This is a genomic window from Salmonella sp. SJTUF14076, assembly GCF_015534835.1.
GTDB classification, from domain to species: domain Bacteria; phylum Pseudomonadota; class Gammaproteobacteria; order Enterobacterales; family Enterobacteriaceae; genus Salmonella; species Salmonella enterica.
The window spans coordinates 2,359,611-2,374,950 of sequence record NZ_CP064674.1; the positions used below are offsets into that span (position 1 = coordinate 2,359,611).

17 protein-coding genes are annotated in these 15,340 nt (G+C 50.8%); 7 read left to right on the forward strand and 10 right to left on the reverse strand.

The annotated features are described in order from the left end of the window. Positions 1-11: 11 nt before the first annotated feature. The 6 genes from HU143_RS11495 to HU143_RS11520 form a co-directional block, all read right to left on the reverse strand. Positions 12-644 (reverse strand): ribulose-phosphate 3 epimerase family protein, encoded by a 633-nt coding sequence (locus HU143_RS11495; RefSeq protein WP_000600613.1) that lies wholly within the window; start codon positions 642-644, stop codon positions 12-14. Positions 645-655: 11 nt separating this feature from the next. After that, the gene (gene sgcA, locus HU143_RS11500; RefSeq protein WP_000606458.1) at positions 656-1,093 is read right to left on the reverse strand and encodes an SgcA family PTS sugar transporter subunit IIA; all 438 of its coding nucleotides are present in this window, start codon (positions 1,091-1,093) and stop codon (positions 656-658) included. A 131-nt stretch (positions 1,094-1,224) separates the two neighbouring features. Beyond that, entirely contained in the window at positions 1,225-2,031 is an 807-nt protein-coding gene (gene sgcQ / locus HU143_RS11505; RefSeq protein ID WP_000118615.1) for a BtpA family protein SgcQ, read from the reverse strand. Between the two features lie 13 nt (positions 2,032-2,044). Beyond that, entirely contained in the window at positions 2,045-3,358 is a 1,314-nt protein-coding gene (gene sgcC / locus HU143_RS11510; RefSeq protein ID WP_000460835.1) for a PTS sugar transporter subunit IIC SgcC, read from the reverse strand. 10 nt (positions 3,359-3,368) lie between these two features. Continuing rightward, positions 3,369-3,650 carry a PTS sugar transporter subunit IIB SgcB gene (gene sgcB, locus HU143_RS11515; RefSeq protein WP_000976132.1) on the reverse strand — a complete coding sequence of 94 codons (282 nt, stop codon included), beginning with the start codon at positions 3,648-3,650 and terminating at the stop codon, positions 3,369-3,371. Continuing rightward, entirely contained in the window at positions 3,647-4,765 is a 1,119-nt protein-coding gene (locus HU143_RS11520) for a M42 family metallopeptidase (protein ID WP_051129346.1), read from the reverse strand. The genes sgcB and HU143_RS11520 overlap by 4 nt, the downstream gene beginning before the upstream one ends. Positions 4,766-4,981: 216 nt before the next feature. On the opposite strand from HU143_RS11520, the gene rimL reads away from it, so the two are divergent. Continuing rightward, positions 4,982-5,521 carry a 50S ribosomal protein L7/L12-serine acetyltransferase gene (gene rimL, locus HU143_RS11525; RefSeq protein WP_000229308.1) on the forward strand — a complete coding sequence of 180 codons (540 nt, stop codon included), beginning with the start codon at positions 4,982-4,984 and terminating at the stop codon, positions 5,519-5,521. Here the strand turns inward: rimL and ydcK are convergent. Then, positions 5,518-6,498 (reverse strand): YdcK family protein, encoded by a 981-nt coding sequence (gene ydcK / locus HU143_RS11530; protein WP_023227533.1) that lies wholly within the window; start codon positions 6,496-6,498, stop codon positions 5,518-5,520. The genes rimL and ydcK overlap by 4 nt on opposite strands. 106 nt (positions 6,499-6,604) lie before the next feature. On the opposite strand from ydcK, the gene tehA reads away from it, so the two are divergent. From tehA to HU143_RS11545, 3 genes are all read left to right on the forward strand, one after another. Next, positions 6,605-7,618: a dicarboxylate transporter/tellurite-resistance protein TehA gene (gene tehA / locus HU143_RS11535; protein ID WP_023227532.1), complete on the forward strand. Its 1,014-nt coding sequence runs from the start codon at positions 6,605-6,607 to the stop codon at positions 7,616-7,618. Next, entirely contained in the window at positions 7,605-8,201 is a 597-nt protein-coding gene (gene tehB / locus HU143_RS11540; protein WP_000218280.1) for a tellurite resistance methyltransferase TehB, read from the forward strand. Before tehA ends, tehB begins: the two co-directional genes overlap by 14 nt. A 155-nt stretch (positions 8,202-8,356) precedes the next feature. Next, positions 8,357-9,025, forward strand: a complete 669-nt coding sequence (locus tag HU143_RS11545) for a DUF3313 domain-containing protein (protein ID WP_023227531.1) — start codon at positions 8,357-8,359, stop codon at positions 9,023-9,025. A 53-nt stretch (positions 9,026-9,078) separates the two neighbouring features. On the opposite strand, the gene HU143_RS11550 is transcribed toward HU143_RS11545, so the two are convergent. Beyond that, on the reverse strand, positions 9,079-10,257 hold the full coding sequence (locus tag HU143_RS11550; RefSeq protein ID WP_023227530.1) for a benzoate/H(+) symporter BenE family transporter: 1,179 nt from the start codon (positions 10,255-10,257) through the stop codon (positions 9,079-9,081). Between the two features lie 91 nt (positions 10,258-10,348). Here HU143_RS11550 and HU143_RS11555 point away from each other — a divergent pair, with 91 nt between their 5' ends. Both HU143_RS11555 and HU143_RS11560 read left to right on the forward strand, forming a co-directional pair. After that, positions 10,349-10,885 carry a helix-turn-helix domain-containing protein gene (locus HU143_RS11555; protein WP_000369536.1) on the forward strand — a complete coding sequence of 179 codons (537 nt, stop codon included), beginning with the start codon at positions 10,349-10,351 and terminating at the stop codon, positions 10,883-10,885. 78 nt (positions 10,886-10,963) lie between these two features. Continuing rightward, entirely contained in the window at positions 10,964-12,928 is a 1,965-nt protein-coding gene (locus tag HU143_RS11560) for a peptidase U32 family protein (RefSeq protein WP_023227529.1), read from the forward strand. Here HU143_RS11560 and HU143_RS11565 read toward each other — a convergent pair whose 3' ends face one another. Both HU143_RS11565 and sifB read right to left on the reverse strand, forming a co-directional pair. Beyond that, entirely contained in the window at positions 12,929-13,159 is a 231-nt protein-coding gene (locus tag HU143_RS11565; protein ID WP_001537894.1) for a YncJ family protein, read from the reverse strand. Between the two features lie 272 nt (positions 13,160-13,431). Continuing rightward, on the reverse strand, positions 13,432-14,382 hold the full coding sequence (sifB, locus tag HU143_RS11570; protein ID WP_023227528.1) for an SPI-2 type III secretion system effector SifB: 951 nt from the start codon (positions 14,380-14,382) through the stop codon (positions 13,432-13,434). 544 nt (positions 14,383-14,926) lie between these two features. On the opposite strand from sifB, the gene HU143_RS11575 reads away from it, so the two are divergent. Next, on the forward strand, positions 14,927-15,325 hold the full coding sequence (locus HU143_RS11575; protein ID WP_023227527.1) for a hypothetical protein: 399 nt from the start codon (positions 14,927-14,929) through the stop codon (positions 15,323-15,325). The last annotated feature ends 15 nt before the right edge of the window (positions 15,326-15,340 follow it).

A 15,340-nucleotide genomic window follows, 5' to 3' on the forward strand; every position in this document is an offset into this window, starting at 1 on the left:
ATATGACTCCTTTATAGCGCGGTGAATTGTGACAACGTCACATCATAGTTCGCCGTCGTGAACAACGCCCGGCCTATCACCAGATGCTGTGCGCCTGCGGCGGCAAGCAGCCGTGCGGCGCGAAGTGTAATACCGCCGTCCGCCCAGCATTCCGCAGCAGGGAAATGCTCTCTGCTCTGGCTCACTTTTTCACACATCGCGGCAATAAATTGTTGCCCGCGCCCGTCGGGTTCGCTGGTCATGATCATCAGCGCATCCAGTTGCAATGCCAGATAACGATAAGGCAATAGCGGTGTTGCCGGGTTAAGCGCCAGTCCTGCTTTCGCCCCGATAGCGCGAATATCCGCCAGAATCTCCGAGGGGTTTTGCACGCTTTCGGCATGAATGAAAATCCAGCCGGGGCGGATAGCTGCAAGCCAGGGTAACCAGCGTTGCGGTGATGAAACCATCAGGTGAAATGAGAGCGGATGGCGAGAGTATTGCGCGACCGCCTGAATGGTTTTCATACCGAAGGTAATATTGTTGATGAAACTGGTATCTTCGATATCCAGATGCAGCGAGCCGAGAGGCGCATCGTGTAAAGCGGTCAACGCCTCGGCATAGCGCAGCGGATCGGCGGAGGCCAGTGAAGGGTGCAGGATCATCGAAACCTCCATCAGCGCAATGCGGTTAATTGCGCGAAAAGCGCGGCATCATTTGGCGCATCTTGCAACATCGCGACGCTTTCCGGCGAGTCGAGCCACTGGCTGATGCGTTGAATGGTGCGAATATGTGCTTCGGCATCCGTGGCGCTGGCGCAAAGCAACAGCCAGATGGGATCGCAATCCGCATTGCCGAAAGCGACCGGCGTTGATAGCGTAGTGACGCTGATTTGATTATGGTTGGCGCCTTGCTCTGGTCTGGCATGGGGCAGCGCAATCCCCGGCGCGATAAGATAATATGGCCCCCATTTAAGGGTGTTCTCAATAATACCGTCCAGGTAGCAGGGGGCCGCCGCGCCGAAGGTAATCAGCGGACGAACGGCGATATCCAGCGCGTGTCGCCAGTCGCTGGCATGGCGTTGCGCCTGAACCCACTTAACATCATTAATCATCGATCGTTGACTCCTTGCCGGTTCGGGTTACTCTGAAACCGATCCCCGGCGTGTCTTTTGGCGAAGGCGACGGAGATCGGCAGAAGAGTTATCGCTCTCTGCAGGGGATAAGCGTTTTGCTTATCCCCATTTTATTGTCGGATATGGCGTACTTTCTCCATAAACTTCGCCACGCGCGCCTGGTCGACAAAGTTGGCGAAGACGCCGTCTTTTTTAAACGTGGTTGCCGTTACGCATCCGTCGGCAATGCAGAGCTGCTCCTCGACGTTTTCCAGACACACCCCGGTATTCGCCAGCACGACCGTGTCGGGGACGGTCTCTTTTACTCGCTTCAGTATGGCGCTATCCGTGCGAGCGCCCGCCGTCAGCCCCGAGACGCACAGGGCATCGGGGTTATTGTTAAATACGGTCGATTTCGCAATTGAACAGACATCGCGGTTTCCCAGATACACCGCCGCTTCCGGAACGATGTTAAACAACGTTTTCACGTGGCCTGCGCCGATGCGATGCTGATGGCGAATGGTTTCGCCGACATTCGTATCCCAGACGCCAAAATCGCTGGCGTAAGCGCCGGTGAAAATTTCGCGGATAAATTTTGCGTCGGTCGCCATCGCCAAATCAAACGAGGCCACAGGGTCCCACAACACGTTTACCCCAAACGGTACGCGGATTTCACTCATTAACTGACCGATGATTCTTGCCATCGCGGCGGTCGTTTCCGGTCTGACTTTCGTTAAATAAGGCAGACTAAATTCGTTGGAGAACATCACCGCATCCACGCCGCCATTTTGTAGCGCCATTAAATCGTCATGGGCGCGGTCAATTACCCAGTTCATGCCTTTCCTGGTATCGAACCCGGGATCGCCCGGCAACGCCCGTAAATGGCACATGGCGATAACGGCTTTTTCCGTTCCTATTACTTCTTTTAGCCAACTCATTCTGGGTTGCTCCTTATTCCGGTAGTTCACGTTTACGTAAGACAAGTATGATGCTGGCGACAATGCCGACCACAATCACCACGCCAATCATGCCCAGCGACATCAATTCAGATATTGACCAGCCAAACATGTTTCCCACCGACAGCGCGGTAATTTGCGCGTTTTCAGCGGCGAAGCTAAAGCCGCCTTTGAGCGCCATATCGGTAAAGTACGGTGCGAACTGGGTGGCGATCAGCAGAACGGTAATCATGACAATGATGCCGCTTAGCAGAGTACGAATCAGATCGCCGCGATGAATAACCGTGGCCATGCAGATAAAAAATGGCGCGACCGGTAAATCAGCCAGCGGCAGGACTTTATTGCCCGGCAGTATGCTCGCCAGAATTAACATGATGGGAATTAACAGCAGTCCAACCGCGATGGTGGTCGGATGGCCTAACGTCACTGCGGTATCCAGACCGATAAAGACTTCGCGCCCTTTAAAGTGTTTCTGGAAGAACTTACGCGCGCCGTCGGAAATGGGCATTAATCCCTCAACGATAAGGCGAATCATGCGCGGAAACAGCACCATAATCGCCGCCACGGTAATCATTAAGGTTGCGCATCCTTTAAAGCCTTCGCCTGCGGCAAGTCCGAAGATCAGCCCGAGAACAACGCCAATGATCACCGGGTCGCCGACCATCCCATACCGTTTTTGGATCTCCTGAGCGTCAATATTGCGTCCTTTCATAAACGGTATTTTTTCGTATATCGCATCCAGCAATACGAACAACGGCACGGAGCTGGAGCCATACCCTTGCGGAATCGAAATCCCTTCCAGACCCACAATGTTCTGTACCCGTTTCGCCGTCCAGTCGGCCATTTTCAACGACAAGGCGGCGTGGCAAATCGCGCCCAGTACGCCATAAATCAGACTGCCGGTCATCAACTGGACGACCGTTCCGGTAATGGCGTAGTGCCAGTAGTTATAAATATCAACGTTCATGGTTTTGGTCAGACGAGTCACCAGCATACCGACGTTGAGCAGAAAGATAACGGGAATGATCATCGCGCCGATGGCCGTCGCATAGCCGACGCCGGATGCGGGCCCGGCGCCGACGTCAAACACATGCAGCGTCAGGCCAAAACGCTCAATCATCACTTTAATCGGCGGACTGAGACTGTCGATCGCCATGACGATCACCAGCCCCATGCCGACAAAACCGATGCCGACCGTCACCCCCGCTTTCACCGCCTGCAGCCAGGGAATACGGAAGATTAAGCCGATGATAATCATAATGATGGGCACAAAGACGGTGCCGCCGAGAGACAGGATGTAATCAAACATAATGCCCCCTTTATTGTGTTAACAGCGCCTTGATTTCTTGTTTTAATGCGTCGTCGTTGATGCCTGTCAGCAGGGCGGCGCCGTTGAGCGTCGGGATGCCATAGTCACTGTGCGTACGCATGGACGTTACGATGAGATCCATACCGTTACAGTTCAACGGGATCTCATTCAGACAACATTGCGCCGTGGTTGCCGCAATGCCTTGCTCCGCAAGAAAGTCCTGCAGTTTTTGTGCAATCATGGTTGATGTCGACATGCCGGTACCACATGCCACAAGGATCTTTTTCATCATGGTCGTGCCTCTTGTGTAGCGCCTGTTTCAGGCTCAATGGGAAACTGTTCTGGCGACATATTGGCCAGCGCAGTCAGTAAACGGATACAATCAGCCAGGTCGCGCAGGCTGGCGACTTCGGCTGGCGAGTGGGTATAGCGGCAGGGAATAGAAAGACTGGCGCAGGGAATACCGTCCAGTTCAACCTGAATGTAGCCTGTTTCGGTGATGACGCCTGGCGCGACTTCACGTTGTACGGGAATATTATTTTCGTGCGCGGTGGTCTCCAGCATCCGCAGCAAACGCGGCGGCGTAATCAGTCCCGCCAACGTACCGCGTCCATGATAGTTCAGACAGGTGATGCCGACGCCGTGGTTGACCCGCACATCCGAGTAATCCTGCAGGTCAGGCGTGTCGCAGGATGGGGTGATATCAATACCAATCGCCAGGTCGGGGCGCACGCGTCGTAAAACGGGAACAATACCGCGAATATTGAACTCTTCCTGTACCGACGCGACCAGGAACACCGCGATATCGAGCGGTGTGGAGGCGAGAGCCTCGGCGACGCCCAGTAGCGCCGTACACCCCAGCCTGTCGTCCAGCGCCTTACTGCATACCAGATCGTTGCCCAGACAGTGCGGCGGGTTGTAAAGGGTTACTGGCGTCCCCACCTGAATACCCATTCGTTCGGCATCTGCTTTATCTTTCGCGCCGATATCAATCCAGAGTTTATCGAGCGCGGGAGGCTGGGTGCGCTCGTCACCCTTCGCGAAGTGATATGCTTTAATACCGATACAGCCCATGATATCGCCTGAACGTCCGGCAAGCGTCACGACCGAACCGGGCATAGTAATTTGCGCCGGGCCGCCCACGCGTTCAAAACGTAAAAAGCCGGAGGGTTCGATCTTGCGTACCATAAAACCAACTTCATCCATATGCGCAAAAATCATCAGGCGAAGCGCGTCGGATTTGTCGCTGCCATAACGGGCGACGACATTGCCCAGGCGATCCCGCCAGACGTCTTTGGCCTGCTGCTCAAACGCGTGCTGCATAACGTTTGCAATACTGCTTTCATGTCCTGAAATCCCGTTTAGCCGCAGTAAAGAAAAAAGCATTTCCTGCACAGAAAAAGTCATTGGCATCTCCGTGGTGATAAAACAATCAGTCGTTGAGCGTTTTATAGGCGGAGAATGGTTGGATAAGTGTGAAATGTGTCACGCGGAAATACGCTAAATATGGCCAATAAAAAATAATGTGATGGCGATACAATAAAAACGCTCATATCACCTGCGGGTTATCGGTAAACCAGGCTATTTATGTGATTACGACCAACAACGAAGAAGGGCAACGCGATGGTGGAAATTATTCCTGTTAGCACGACGCTGGAACTGCGAGCGGCAGATGAAAGTCATGTTCCGGCGCTGCACCAACTGGTACTCAAAAACAAAGCGTGGCTACAACAGTCGCTCGACTGGCCGCAATATGTCACGTCGCAGGAGGAAACGCGTAAGCATGTGCAGGGTAATATGCTGTTGCACCAGCGTGGTTACGCCAAAATGTACCTGATTTTCTGCCAGGATGAGATGGCGGGCGTACTCTCATTTAATGCCATCGAACCGATAAACAAAGCCGCCTATATCGGTTACTGGCTGGATGAGTCCCTTCAGGGGCAAGGGATAATGTCGCAATCATTACAGGCGCTGATGACACATTATGCCCGGCGCGGCGATATTCGGCGCTTCGTCATTAAATGCCGCGTTGATAATCAGGCCAGTAACGCAGTCGCACGGCGCAACCATTTTACGCTGGAAGGCTGTATGAAGCAGGCGGAGTATCTTAACGGCGACTATCACGACGTTAATATGTATGCCCGCATTATTGATGCGGATTAAAGGGAACCGACTAAGGGGGTACGCGTAATACGATCCTCGCCATTGATCACTTTTGGGCCGCGCAGGTGAATAGTATTGCCGTCAAAGGCTATCACCGCCGCCCGTCCGCTAATCTCGACCTGGCGCTCAATCAGAATTTCGCCCTGTATACAGGCATGGCCTTCAATCAGCACGCGGTCGTCCAGTAAAATCGGGCCTCCGCGTACCTCAGCATGTCCGCCTACCAGCACATGATGTTTTAACACACAGTTGCCTTCGATTAACGCATGTTCCGCTACCTGCGAGCTGTAGCGAAGGGTAGGGATCGCATCTTCCTCTGTACCGGCGATAACCCGCGCATGGCCATAGACTTTGGCGCAGTCACAGATCCAGACATTATTGTCTTTGTTGCCTTCAATGAGCGCGAAATCAAAGACCTCCGCCCGGTGCTCAATAAAAGCGTGAGTGATAGTGGCGTCGCCATAAAGCTGTACCTGATGGACAATCCGCGAATGGTTCACGGTGGCGCGATCGTAAATTTGTAAAATCTGCGCATGTTCATGCGTTAGTCCCTGAACGGCGAGAATTTCTGACTGGTTTAACACGCGGGCATCGCCATAAATCGCACACTCTCCGCGCACGGAAGAGGACTGAATGGTGACGTTGTCACTTATCTGCGCGCCATCGCTGATATCAGCGCGATCAATCCAGACGTTATCGCCTATTCGCACGTTATTGTAGAGCGTGCACGGCTGCGTGATACGCGCGTTCCCCGTAATTTCCGTGCCCGCAAAGGCCATCGCGTTTTCATCATAAATCCAGCAATCCCCCTGTTGTGACAGCACATTATCGGCATCAACCCAGCCGCCGGAGGTTCCGGCTTTAACATCGTTAAAATCCGTTACGGCAATAACTTGTCGTAATAAGACGCTTTTCTTCTCACCGTCTACCTGATAAGTAAAAGCACGAAGTTCTTCACTCAGTCGATATTTGGTCATAGGGAAATTCCGTGTGAACGATTAAGATAACCGTAGCAAAGGTACTGGCGAAACAACCAGAAATTCCATAAAATGCATTTCAAATATACTTTATAAATTAAACAAAATGCGTAATCACAAGCAGAGCGATCGCGTGCTCAATCTGCCTGCGGGCTATTTTGGCATCGTCCTTGGCACTATTGGTATGGGATTCGCCTGGCGTTATGCCAGCCAGATATGGGCAATAAGCCACTGGCCCGGCGACATCATGGTGATCCTGGCGATGATTATTTGGGCACTCTTGACCCTGGCGTTCCTTAGCCGTCTGGTGCGCTTTCCCCATAGCGTGATGGCTGAAGTGCGACATCCGGTAATGAGCAGTTTTGTCAGCCTGTTTCCCGCCACCACGATGCTGGTCGCGATCGGTTTCGTTCCCTGGTATCGCCCGTTGGCCGTTGCGCTATTCAGCGTGGGGGTCGTCATACAACTGGCGTATGCCGCCTGGCAGACGGCGGGTCTTTGGCGCGGAGCGCATCCGGAAGAAGCGACCACCCCGGGACTTTATCTGCCCACGGTAGCGAATAATTTTATCAGCGCTATGGCCTGTGGAGCGCTCGGTTACAATGATGCCGGACTGGTGTTTTTAGGCGCAGGCGTCTTTTCGTGGTTAAGTCTGGAACCGGTTATTTTGCAGCGACTGCGTAGCTGCGGCGAATTACCGGCGGTGCTGCGTACGTCGCTGGGTATCCAACTGGCGCCCGCGCTGGTCGCCTGTAGCGCCTGGCTGAGCGTCAATGGCGGGGAGGGCGACACGCTGGCGAAAATGCTATTCGGCTACGGTCTGTTACAGCTTTTATTTATGCTGCGATTAATGCCCTGGTATTTATCACAACCGTTTAATGCTTCCTTCTGGAGTTTTTCGTTCGGCGTTTCCGCGCTGGCGACCACGGGGTTACATCTTGGTCACGGTAGTGAATCAGGGTTTTTCCATATTCTGGCCGTCCCGCTGTTTATTTTCACTAACGCTATTATCGCCTTATTGCTGGTTCGTACATTTCTATTGCTGGTGCAGGGGACGTTGCTTATTCGCACTGAGCGCGCTGCACTGTTGAAAACGGAGGAAAAAAATGACCGTTCGTGACGAAAATTACTTTACTGAGAAATACGGTTTAACCCGCACGCATTCGGATGTGCTGGCGGCGGCAAAGGTTGTCGCGCCGGGCCGAACGCTGGATTTGGGATGTGGCAATGGCCGTAATAGTCTGTATCTGGCCGCGAACGGTTATGACGTTACCGCGTGGGATAAAAATCCGGCCAGTATGGCTAACCTTGAGCGTATTAAAGCGGCAGAAGGGCTGGATAATCTGCAAACCGACCTTGTCGATCTGAATACATTGACCTTTGACGGCGAGTACGATTTTATTCTCTCGACGGTGGTTATGATGTTTCTTGAGGCGCAAACCATTCCCGGTTTAATTGCCAATATGCAACGCTGCACAAAACCCGGCGGGTATAATTTGATTGTTGCGGCAATGGATACGCCGGACTTTCCCTGTACGGTGGGATTCCCGTTCGCTTTTAAAGAAGGCGAATTACGCCGCTATTACGAAGGATGGGACATGCTGAAATACAACGAAGATGTCGGCGAGCTTCACCGCACGGACGAAAACGGCAACCGTATCAAATTGCGCTTTGCTACGATGCTGGCGAGAAAAACGGCCTGAGCGATGCAAGTTCTGTAAGTCTCGCTGCGTTCGGCATTTTTTTGTCGGGCGCCGCGTTCAAATTGTGCTGTCGTTACCATTTTTAGTGCATCCAGAATGATTTCGTTTTGCTATTATTTCCTTTGCATCATTGCGAAGACTAAAGGGATCGTTTCATGCGTACTCATACTTTATTTAAAGTTGCAGTGCTTACTGGCTTGCTGGCGTTATCCGGCTGTGCGTCCAAAGTCACACAGCCGGATAAGTATTCTGGATTCTTAAAAAATTATTCGGACCTGCAGGAAACTACCTCCGCCACGGGAAAACCGGTGTTGCGCTGGGTAGATCCACATTTCAATGACTCTAACTATGACAGTATTGTTTACAATCCGATAACATACTATCCCGTCCCCAAACCAACGACCCAGGTCGGACAGCAAGTTCTTGATAAACTGCTGGCTTATACGAACACTAAAGTAAAATCAGCAATTGAACAGCGCAAACCGCTGGTCACGACGGCAGGGCCGCGCAGTTTGATTTTCCGCGGGGCGATTACGGGCGTGGATACCAGCAAAGAAGGGCTGCAATTCTATGAGGTGATCCCTGTAGCGCTGATTGTGGCGGGCACGCAAATGGCGACGGGCCACCGGACCATGGATACCCACCTCTATTTTGAGGGTGAGCTGATAGATGCCGCGACCAACAAGCCGGTCGTCAAGGTAGTGCGCCAGGGCGAAGGTAAAGACCTGAGTAATTCCAGTACGCCAATGGCGTTTGAGACGTTGAAACAGGTTGTGGATGATATGGCGACGGATACCTCTATGTTTGACACTAACAAAAAATAATTCTGCGGCGCCATCGCAAGATGGCGCAAACCCCGGCAGATTAGCGGCCGCCATCAGCCAGACAACGATGGGCGGCGCGTTCTCGTTAATACTGCGTAGCCTATCCCACCAGCGATCAACCCCCAGAATGCCGATCCGATGCCCATCAGCGTTAGCCCGCTGGCGGTGACGAGAAATGCGATAACTGCCGCGTCACGCTCACTTTCGTGAGTAAGCGCCTGATACAGACTACCGCTAATCGTACTTAACAGTGCCAGACCAGCCAGCATTTGCACCCAGCTAACCGGCAGGGCGACCATCAGCTCGGTTATCGAACCGCCAAACCACCCGGCAAGTAAATAAAAAACGCCTGCGGCGGCGGCCGCTAACCAGCGACGCGTTGGATCGGGGTGCGCGTCCGGGCTTTGACAAATGGCGGCTGTAATGGCGGCAATGCAGATAGAATAAACGCCAAACGGCGAAAGCAGCAGCGCCAGTAATCCGGTAAAAATCATTAACGGAGAGACAGGAAGCTGATAGCCAGATGCCTTCATTGTGGCGACGCCGGGGGCGTTTTGCGATGCCATCGTCACCAGGAAGAGCGGTACCGCGACGCTCAGGCTTTGAGCGAATGAAAAGTGGGGGGGAACGAAGGTGGGCCACACCGGCGCGAAATGAATACCGCTCATCGCCACCTTACCCTGGATGAGCGCCACCGTTATTCCCATCACCATGGCAGCAATAACGGCATAGCGGGGCGCGAATACTTTAAAGAGTAGCCACGCCAATAGCATACCGCCGCACATGACAAACTCTCCGTTGAGCGTCCCAAACGCCTGCAGGCCGAAGCGTAGCAGTATTCCCGCCAGCATTGCGGCGGCAAGAGAATGGGGGATTATCCGCATCAAACGCGCAAACAATCCCGTGACGCCGCACAGCACAATCAGGGCATTGGCGACAATGAATATGCCCACGGCGTCTGGCAACGATAATCCCTGAAGCCCTGTCACCAACAGGGCGGCGCCAGGCGTTGACCAGGCGGTTAAAACCGGCGCACGATACCACAAGGTTAACGTTAGTGTGCTTATGCCCATGGCTATACCGAGGGCGGTCATCCAGCCGGCGATCTCTGCGGGTGTTGCGCCAGCGGCAAGCGCCGCCTGCCAGATAATGGCGGCGGAACTTGCATAGCCGACCAGAACGGCGACCAGACCAGATAATACAGTAGGTAACGGCAGTGATAACAGACGCATGATCGCCTCTTGTGCGTTATAACGGTCAGTCAATGTAGCATTGTGCGTTATAGCGTACAAGTGATACGCTATGGTCTTACAGGGGGGGAAAATGGATAACCTGACACACTATCTGGCGACCACGTTAAGAATGTTACGCCATCAGCGAGGCTGGAGTTTATCGCGTCTGGCGGAGATCTCCGGCGTCTCAAAAGCCATGTTAGGGCAGATAGAGCGTAATGAATCCAGCCCGACAGTCGCAACACTGTGGAAAATTGCGACGGGCCTGAACGTTCCATTCTCAATGTTTATTTCGCCTCCGCAGGCCGAATTTCCGCCAACCTTCGATCCCCAGCAGCAAGCGATGGTAATTACACCGCTGTTTCCGTGGGACCCTGAACTCTGTTTTGACTATTTTTCCCTGTTGCTGGCGCCTGGCGCGTGCAGCGAATCAGCGCCGCATAAAGCCGGCGTTATCGAACATGTGGTGGTGATTCAGGGTCGGCTGGACATGTGTACTGGTGGGGTATGGCAAACCATAGACGCCGGTAAAGGTTTGCGTTTTGCCGGTGATACGGCGCATACCTATCGCAACAGTAGTGACCAGACGGTTCATTTTCACTCGCTGATCCATTACCCACGTGATTAAGCGGGAAAACTATTTCGTTAGTTTGCGCTTCTGACTACAATAGCCGCCATTTCGCTGCTATTGGATAAGAACGACTGTATGCGCCAGCAACCTCACTATCTCGAATTGTTAAGTCCGGCCCGTGACGCCGCAATTGCTCGCGAAGCGATTTTGCATGGCGCAGATGCCGTCTACATCGGCGGACCCGGTTTTGGCGCACGTCATAACGCCAGTAACAGTCTGCGCGATATCGCCGATCTGGTCCCGTTTGCTCACCGTTACGGCGCCAGGATTTTTGTCACGCTGAATACTATCCTGCATGATGATGAGCTGGAGCCCGCGCAGCGGTTAATCACCGATTTGTACAACACCGGGGTGGATGCGCTGATTGTGCAGGATATGGGCATTCTGGAACTGGATATCCCGCCGATTGAGCTTCACGCCAGTACACAGTGTGATATTCGCAGCGTGGAAAAAGCGAAGTTTCTTGCCGATGTCGGTTTTTCACAGATTGTACTGGCGCGCGAGCTTAATTTGAGTCAGATAGCGGCTATTCATCAGGCTACTGACGCCACGATTGAGTTCTTCATTCATGGCGCGCTGTGTGTCGCTTATTCTGGGCAGTGTTATATCTCTCATGCGCAAACCGGGCGCAGCGCCAATCGGGGTGACTGTTCGCAAGCCTGTCGCTTACCGTATACGTTAAAAGACGATCAGGGGCGGGTGGTCTCTTACGAAAAACATTTGCTATCGATGAAAGATAACGATCAAACGGCTAACCTCGGCGCGTTGATCGATGCAGGCGTACGTTCCTTCAAGATTGAAGGGCGCTATAAAGACATGAGCTATGTCAAAAACATCACCGCGCATTATCGTCAGATGCTGGACGCGATTATCGAGCAACGAGGCGATCTGGCGCGTGCGTCGGTTGGTCGGACCGAGCACTTTTTTGTTCCCTCCACGGAGAAAACCTTCCATCGCGGCAGCACCGACTATTTTGTTAACGCGCGTAAAGGCGATATTGGCGCATTTGATTCACCAAAATTTATTGGCTTGCCGGTAGGCGAGGTGCTGAATGTGGCGAAGGATTATCTCGACGTAGAAGCGACGGAGCCGTTGGCGAATGGCGATGGTCTGAACGTGTTGATTAAGCGTGAAGTGGTAGGTTTTCGCGCCAATACGGTGGAGAAAACCGGTCATAACCGCTACCGCGTTTGGCCAAATGATATGCCTGCCGACCTGCATAAAGTCCGTCTGCATCATCCGTTGAATCGTAATCTGGATCATAACTGGCAGCAAGCGCTGACAAAAACCTCCAGTGAGCGCCGTGTGGCGGTTGATATCATGCTGGGCGGCTGGCAGGAACAGCTTATTCTGACGCTGACCAGTGAAGACGGTGTCTGCATCACGCATACGCTTGATGGGGTATTTGAGGAAGCCAACAACTCTGAAAAAGCGTTGAATAACCTAACAGCCGGACTGGCGAAGCTGGGACAGACGCCTTACTACGCGCGTGATATGCAGGTGACATTACCGGCGGCGTTGTTCGTGCCAAATAGCCTGCTCAATCAGTTCCGTCGGGAGGCGATTGATATGCTTGACGCGGCGCGGCTGGCCCATTATCAACGAGGTCGTCGGAAACCCGTGGCGCAGCCTGCGCCCGTCTATCCGCAAACGCATCTCAGCTTTCTCGCTAATGTCTACAACCACAAAGCGCGGGAATTTTATCACCGTTACGGCGTACAATTGATTGATGCGGCCTATGAGGCGCATCAGGAGAAGGGCGAGGTACCGGTCATGATCACCAAACACTGCCTGCGTTTTGCGTTCAACCTTTGTCCTAAGCAGGCGAAAGGAAATATTAAGAGCTGGAAAGCCACGCCGATGCAGTTGGTGCATGGCGATGAGGTACTGACGCTAAAATTCGACTGCCGCCCTTGCGAAATGCATGTCATTGGCAAAATTAAAAACCACATCTTAAAAATGCCCCAGCCCGGCAGCGTTGTCGCTTCAGTGAGCCCTGAAGCGCTGATGAAAACGCTGCCGAAGCGCAGGGGCGTTTAATTAACGAAAATAGCTCTCTGGTTTGCGCGATTTCTGCCAGTTGTGGTGCTCGCGCAAGCCTTCCGCTGATTCTTCCGCTGCCGCCCGTAATTCATCGCTGTCGGCTTCGTGTCTGAGCTGGTGCCCTCCCGTCGCAAACCATACGAATGCGTGGTCTTGCTGTTTCGCCAGTAACTGGCCTGAAAACAGCGCACAGGTCAGTAAAACTACTGATAACGTTTTTGTAAACATCATGCCACCTTCCAGTTACGTCGTGAGGCTATGATGCCAATAATTTCTTTGAGTTATTATTCAACACTTCAAATTAGCGAAAACGGTTTGTCAATAAGTGCGATAAGTTGTATGAGAAAATATACTTATACTCAGTATCTCAATTATAAAAATAACGAGCCAATTCGTTCCATGCGAAATTCATTATTTCCTGGAAGTAAATTTTAAAGGTATTGTATTAGATGGTTTTGGTATTGCCAGGGGATTGTAAGCCATAATAATTTATGGTGTGGTCAACTCTGGTGATGAGCCTCATTTTTTGTTGTTTCAACGAGTGAAGATAAATCTTCGGAAAAAAGGCTGTTATGAACTTGTAGCGCTACATATTCAGCAAGATCGTTTAAACATAGCAGGTCATGAGAGGAATTTTCCTCAAGCATATTCATTAATATCTCATTCTTAAACAAACATGAATAAACTAGTTGAGTAACTGAACTTTGTGTATGATTTGGCTCAAATATTGCATTCGTTAAGTTAGTATTCTCAATAACCTTTGCGGCTATTTTATTTTTGATAGCGTCGTCAATAGCTGTTACACCTGCCTGGGCGATGCCCAGATTAATCCTGGAGGAGATGGCGGCTTTTCTTTCCTGTTCCTTCCAGTCACATAAATTACCCTTTTCTGCCATGGCGATAAGCGTCTCTTCTATATTTTTTAGGTCAACGGGAAATGTTATACCGCCGGATAGCGAGAGTAGTAACCGTTCAGGGAACAAGCAACATAGCGGTTCACAAACATAAGTGCTAGCTTTTATAGTAATATCAGAATATCTTTTCAGGTGGGCAGGCTGAGTATCAACACAGAGCACTGTTCTATTCATTATATTATAATAGTAGTGATCCTGACGTATCACAATGCATAACGGAATATCTTCGTCATCTTTAATAAAGAGATTTGTATATTGACACTCAGCATCTTTATAGTGCTGAAAATGGAAATTTCCTCTGCATGACGGTGATGATAATTCATATAACGCGCAAAATAAATCAAATAAACGTTGCGCGTCAGGCGGAGAGGCAACATCACATAATTCCTTTATATATTGATCGGCAGCGGATCTTTGCGTGTCACAAAAAAAATCTTTAATCTTTTCCCATAGTAACGTAAAGAAGGAGCGTTGAGAGATGGCGCTTTGAGAAAACATCTCACTCTTTAAAAATCCTCTTCCGATAGTAATTGGCATAATGTAGACCACAAGTGATTATATAATACTTCATTACTGGAATAGGTGGTATTCGAAATATTATCCCATGTTGCCCATCGGTTTGCCTATCGGTGAAACACCTGATTTTTGTTTTGTCCTGAACCGTCAACATTATTGTTCAATTGTCCAATTGTTCAAATCGACCCGTAGCTTTAGTCATGCCCACGCCTCCTGACCATGAAATATGTCAGGTAAAACGAATGAAAGTAAAACGGTTTTCTTAATTCTCACATCATCATGTACTATGAGTAATGATTAATTACGCGCTATATTATTTTTAGAGAAAGTAAATAGTTGCTCAACCGTGTAGAAATTGTCTTATAAGAAGTTAAACTAAAAGTATTATTAGGCTAACAACAATGAGATGTTTAGCGGTAGGGCAGAAGGCCAATACTGATAGTGCTTATGATATAAATACCTTACCCTTTAGTTTTTGCCTTAATTATATTTTTTGTAACGATTAGCTGACGGCTTTATTTCCTGTTGGGCGATAAAATTATAAAAATCTGCGAGGAGGCTCAAAATGAAGAAATCAGATGGTGAAATTCACGGAAAGACAGCATCCTGGGGCATTATGCAGTCAGAATGGCTAAGAAAATGTGGAAGGCTATTATTGCTGTTACTTTACCGTTTCGTTATCGGATGGGCTTTTTTTCAGTTACTTGCCATGATTGTGGCAGGGATATTTTTGTTAGGCGTCTTATTATTTCACCCCATAATATTTGTACAGACTATCGTAATCACCGAGAAGTTAAATCATGCTTCGCTTGATTTATGGCATATCCTTAAGTTATGCCTGTGGCATTACGGTATCATCGCAGGGTTTATTTTTATGGCGGAGTGTACGTTAAGTAAAAGTATACGGCAGGTTCAGCGCTTGTCCAAAAAGTTTGGGGCACAGGATTTTTCTTCACGCCCGTGATCCGCCGTTGCAACC